Here is a 1,876-nt window from a genome sequence, read left to right as displayed (position 1 = left end):
GCATACTATTTGGTATATCCTTTTGAATCATAGTTGCCTTCCTTTCATTAAATATTATATAGTATAACATAATGCTAATGATTTTATTATGACTTTTATAAAAATGTAATTTTAAAAATACAATTGTCATATGAGTAAAGCAAAAATTAAAATGATTGCGGTAGAAAGGATTCAAAATGTCAAATTATAGTTGGAAAGCCATCGCATGGCGAGATTTATGGTTGATACCTATTTTATTTGTGACAACACTCTTTTTTGGATTCACAGTTTCATTGGCGGTGATATTGCTTTTTGGAATAAATAAAGAAGAATTTTTCAATGATATCTATGTAGATGTATCGGAAGTGATTTCTTCAATACTTGCATACCTTACAGTGATCATGAGTTTTTATTTATTACATCGAAAAGAGATGAAACAGCGATTCAGAAGAAGTATTCAAGGTGTCAAACAGTACGGATTATGGATAGTGGGCACATATATTGTGACTTTGGTATTATTATACGTCTACAGTTATGTATTTCGTTTTATACCCGAACGTTATCAATATGGTACGACACAAAATGAACTAGCATTAGATGCATTAATGGATATTCCAGCACTTTTGCCCTTTAACTTTTTGTTGATTGTAATAGTAGGGCCTATTTTTGAAGAAATATTCTTTAGACATCTTTTAATTGGTGAGTTAGGTAAGAAGCTTAATTTTAATGTGATGGCGGTTGTTTCAGTGATTCTATTTGCAGCAAGTCACGTGATTGGTGCAGCTTCTCCTTTTGAAATTGTGGATTACCTTATTATTTCAATCCCGCTTGTCTTTTTATATATGAAGAGTGGTCGTAATTTGGGTGTCTCTATCGCATTTCACATGTTAAATAATTTGATTAGCTTTTTCTAGTAGAGGTAGCTTTACTGTGAATTGATATTCGTAAATAAAGGGGGACACATTGAGGCATCTCATGTCTCAATGGAAATCAGTTATCGCCGACATAAAAAGTGAACTACTCATAGGATGACGATATCTTGTAAATTTGTAAAAAACCAATGTTTCCAGTTTAGAAACATTGGTTTTTATTGTACGTTGTTTTTATTTAAATATTGATCATAATTTTTGAGTGTAATATCGTTTGTTTTAATTGATTTATGGAATGAATAAGAAATATCTTCAATTGTTGATAAATCAATATAACGTGTGTAGCCGCCACCAATATGATACACCACAGCTTGCCAGCGATGGCGTTGCGCGATTAAACCAATAAAGATGACATTCTCAAAATGATGTTGGCCATATGTGTCGACTTTATAATCAACCCCCATTACTTTACGTTCTTGACAATAAATTAGAATGTCATCAAAGTGGGGCGGATTTTTATCTATTGGAGGAGATTCATATAAAATATATTCATCAAGTTGGCGTAATGAACGTCGAATTGTTGTATTAGGTTGACGTAAAATCTTTTGGATGAGTGCTGATGTTTCTTTTGAATAAGGCAACATAGATTGTGACTGGCTTTCTCTTAAAATCATATAAAGCGCATGAAGTTCATGATCATTAATTTCTAACTGATGTTGTTGTTGTTTAGATTGTAATTGGTAGCCGCCGTGTTTACCTGCACGTGCTAAAATTTGAACCCCATTTTTTTCGAGTTCATGCATATCACGTAGAATCGTACGTTTTGAAACATTTAGTGCTTTTGCGAGTTCTTGTGCAGTCATGTGTTGCTGTTGCTGTATTAATGCTATTAGTTTATTTTGTCGTGTTTCTTTATTCATAAAAAATCACTCCAATCAACCTACCATAGTTATTAATATTATATCATAATTATAAGATAAATATAGCGCAACGTATATTTTGAGCAATACGACTACAAAAGTGATATT

Annotated in this window: 2 protein-coding genes; one reads left to right on the top strand and one right to left on the bottom strand. The window is 32.0% G+C overall.

What is annotated here, in order from left to right; all coding sequences use genetic code 11:
- Nucleotides 1–176 precede the first annotated feature (176 nt).
- Entirely contained in the window at nt 177–893 is a 717-nt protein-coding gene (locus CD118_RS10845) for a CPBP family intramembrane glutamic endopeptidase (RefSeq protein WP_103356699.1), read from the top strand.
- Nucleotides 894–1,066: 173 nt separating this feature from the next.
- Here the strand turns inward: CD118_RS10845 and CD118_RS10840 are convergent, their stop codons facing one another.
- The gene (locus CD118_RS10840; protein WP_060829502.1) at nt 1,067–1,768 is read right to left on the bottom strand and encodes a helix-turn-helix transcriptional regulator; all 702 of its coding nucleotides are present in this window, start codon (nt 1,766–1,768) and stop codon (nt 1,067–1,069) included.
- Nucleotides 1,769–1,876: the final 108 nt, after the last annotated feature.

Source organism: Staphylococcus coagulans (assembly GCF_002901995.1).
GTDB classification, from domain to species: Bacteria; Bacillota; Bacilli; order Staphylococcales; family Staphylococcaceae; genus Staphylococcus; species Staphylococcus coagulans.
Note: the sequence above shows the minus strand (reverse complement) of the source record. Positions and strands in the feature narration are given on the sequence as shown.